The sequence below is a fragment of the Desulfitobacterium sp. genome (genome assembly GCF_034927245.1).
In the GTDB taxonomy this organism is placed as follows: Bacteria; Bacillota; Desulfitobacteriia; order Desulfitobacteriales; family Desulfitobacteriaceae; genus Desulfitobacterium_A.
In genome coordinates this window covers 1-3,379 of record NZ_JAYFQK010000017.1, presented here as the reverse complement: position 1 = coordinate 3,379, position 3,379 = coordinate 1, and the positions used below count along the sequence as shown (strand labels likewise).

At 47.1% G+C, this 3,379-nt stretch carries 4 protein-coding genes; all 4 read left to right on the top strand.

Translation table 11 applies throughout. The features are described from left to right. Window positions 1–19: 19 nt before the first annotated feature. A complete protein-coding gene (dsrB, locus tag VB077_RS04685; RefSeq protein ID WP_323414063.1) occupies window positions 20–1,078 on the top strand; it encodes a dissimilatory-type sulfite reductase subunit beta in 1,059 nt (352 codons plus the stop codon). Window positions 1,079–1,101: 23 nt separating this feature from the next. Further along, a complete protein-coding gene (locus VB077_RS04680; protein ID WP_323414062.1) occupies window positions 1,102–1,323 on the top strand; it encodes a hypothetical protein in 222 nt (73 codons plus the stop codon). Between the two features lie 262 nt (window positions 1,324–1,585). Continuing rightward, window positions 1,586–2,587 carry a sulfate reduction electron transfer complex DsrMKJOP subunit DsrM gene (gene dsrM, locus VB077_RS04675; RefSeq protein ID WP_323414061.1) on the top strand — a complete coding sequence of 334 codons (1,002 nt, stop codon included), beginning with the start codon at window positions 1,586–1,588 and terminating at the stop codon, window positions 2,585–2,587. Between the two features lie 9 nt (window positions 2,588–2,596). Continuing rightward, window positions 2,597–3,379, top strand: a 783-nt coding sequence (locus VB077_RS04670; RefSeq protein WP_323414060.1) for a (Fe-S)-binding protein, incomplete at its 3' end; no start/stop codon positions are given.

Sequence of the window (3,379 nt, the reverse complement as noted above, 5' to 3'; positions counted from 1 at the left end):
ACGGAGAGGTGGATTTAAGATGGCTAAAACAGATCAGGGACCTGTGTATTATAAAGATATGCTTCCCCCGGTGATTCTCGAAAACTACGGAAAATGGCGCTATCATGAGATCCCTAAGCCGGGTGTTCTTAAACACGTATCTGAGTCCGGTGCAGAACTCTATAGTGTTCGTGTTGGATCCCCACGCTTAGTGAGCTTAGATTTTATTCGTGATCTTTGTGATTTAGCAGATCAGTATTGTGATGGATATCTTCGTTTCACAGCACGTCACAATGTTGAATTTTTAGTCTCCGATCCCGCGAAGGTTGAACCCTTAATTGATGCACTCCATGCAAGAGGTCTCCCTGTAGGCGGAACGGGAAATGCCCTGAGCAATATTGTTCATACGCAAGGATGGGTTCACTGCCATACTCCGGCAACCGACGCTTCCGGTGTTGTTAAATGCGTTATGGATGATCTCTATGAATACTTTGTGACGATGAAACTGCCTTCACAACTCAAGATCAGCCTTGCCTGCTGCTTGAACATGTGCGGAGCAGCCCACTGCAGTGATATTGCCATTGTCGGTGTGCATAGAACACCTCCTAAGATTGATCATGAAAAGATTCGCAAAGGGACAGAAATCCCCAGCCTTGTTGCTTGCTGCCCGACCGGTGCAATTCGTCCCAATCCAAAAGAAAAATCAGTGGTTGTTAACGAAGCAAAATGTATGTATTGCGGTAACTGCTATACGATGGCTCCCGGTATGGAAATCATTAATCCTGATAATGATGGAATCGCCATCCTCGTCGGGGGTAAAGTCGCGAATGCCCGGACCCATCCGATGTTCTCAAGAATGGTGATCCCCTTCATTAAGAACAACCCGCCGCGTTGGCCTGAAGTAACCGAAGCGGTCCGCAACATCGTCGAAACCTGGGCTGCTAACGCCCATAAAGGGGAGCGTATGGGTGAATGGATCGAACGGATTGGTTGGGAGAAATTCTTCACGCTAACCGGAATTCCATTCTCAGATAAATTGATCGATGACTTCATTTTCTCAAGAGAAACATTCCGTACGTCAGCCGCCTTTAAATATTAGTTAATGAAAGGGGGGGATTCCTAATGGAAAAAGGACCAGCCAACCCCGAGATAAAAGAAAAGGTCCTGGCCTATCTGGGAACGGTAGAAAAGGCGAAAAGCAAAGAAATCGCAGCACAAATCGGTGAGAAAAAAGCCGATGTAGACCTAGCAGTAAAAGAACTCGCCATGGAGGATAAAGTAGAGTATCTCTATATTACCACTACCTTTGTTGCACTCAAAGGAAAAGTCAAAGAACCAGGGTGATAGCTTGGACAAGCTATTGTCTTGCTGCAGGACGAGCAATTGCTCTCCTGCAGCAAGGTGTTCTCGATGACGAACTACAGGCTTTCTAATCTTTTTATATCATCACAGGTGCTGTGTTCGGATTTATATTACGATTTGTATTACTTTAAAATTGATTATTCAAGAAGAACAGGCTTCTTCTTTCGACATATATTCTCAATGCCGATAACAATTACTCAAACATTAACATGAAGCTAAAAACCACAAGAAAAGAGGGTGTAAAGTGAAGGCCTTATTTTCTTTAATCGTTGTTTTGGTTTTAGCCGGGATCGCCTATGCCGGAGCCGGTCTCGCTCATTTACAATTTATCTTTGGGGTCGTTATTCCCTACCTTGCCCTGGTCCTGTTTTTGGGTGGATTTATCTATCGCATTGTCAAATGGGCCAAGACTCCGGTTCCTTTTCGAATCCCGACGACCTGTGGCCAGGAAGAATCGCTGCCCTGGATTAAGCAGAATAAGATTGACAATCCCAGTACCCAACTCGGCGTTTTTCTGCGCATGGTTTTGGAAGTGCTGTGTTTTCGGTCCCTGTTTCGCAATACGAAAACCGAATTACGGGAAGATGAGAATGGACCTAAATTGGGGTACGGATCGAGTCAATGGCTGTGGCTGTTTGCAATATGCTTTCACTGGTCTTTCCTGATCATCATTCTGCGTCACCTTCGCTTGTTCCTCGAACCGATTCCGGCGTTTGTGACGGTTTTGGATCAAGTCGACAGCGTCTTAGAGATTGGGCTTCCGGCCCTCTATATTACAGATGTCTTATTTATCGGCGCCCTCCTATACCTCTTCTTAAGAAGAGTCGTCATCCCCCAAATCCGCTACATTTCCCTGGCGGCCGATTACTTCCCCCTCTTTATGCTTCTGGGAATCGGAACAACGGGCATGCTGATGCGCTATGCTTATCGCATCGATCTCGTTGCGATTAAGGAAGTCGCCATGGGACTGGTCACCTTTAATCCGGTCATCCCCAGTGGCATTGGGAGCCTATTCTATGTTCATCTCTTCTTAGTCAGTTCGTTATTTGCCTATTTCCCGCTGAGCAAACTGATGCATATGGGCGGCATCTTCATGAGTCCCACCCGCAATATGATCAATAACAATCGAAGGGTGAGACATGTCAACCCCTGGAATTATCCGGTCGAAGTTCATACGTATGAAGCGTATGAAAATGATTTCCGAGATAAGATGATCAAGGCGGGAATACCGGTGGAGAAGGAGTGAAACAAGAGAATGGCAAAATATAAGCTCCCAACAACTCAAGAATTGTCCAACATTAACTATAACCCCCCCGAAACCGAATGGATGGAAACACCGGTTCCCTTTAAAACCGGGACCTTTCCCCATGCCGCTAAACCGAAGAATATTGAAGCAGTGGGGATGCCGAACGCTCGGGAATGGTCGCCGACGGATGAGGACTGGAAACTGCCGGAGGATTGGAAAGAAACGGTTCTGGAAGGCATGGCTGAACGCTTGAGCAAATATCGTTCCTTCCGGATTATGATGGATGTGTGCGTGCGCTGCGGAGCCTGCGCCGATAAATGCCACTTTTATATCGGTTCAGGCGATCCTAAAAACATGCCGGTACTGCGGGCCGAACTCTTACGCTCGGTGTACCGCAAATACTTTACAAAGTCCGGAAAATATTTAGGCAAGCTGGCCGGAGCCCGCGAGCTCACCCCCGAAGTCATCAAGGAATGGTGGTATTACTTCTATCAATGTACAGAATGCCGCCGCTGCTCCGTCTTCTGCCCTTATGGCATTGACCAAGCCGAGATCACGATCATCGGCCGCGAACTGCTCAATCTCTTGGGTCTGAATATCGACTGGATCGCCGGTCCGGTGGCCGCTTGTTACAATAAGGGAAATCACCTTGGACTGGAACCCCATGCCATCACCGGCAATATTGAAATGATGTGTGATGATATCGAAGACATTACCGGAATCCGAGTCAATCCCACCTTTAATCGTAAAGGCGCGGAAATCCTCTTTGTGACCCCCTCAGGGGACTTGATG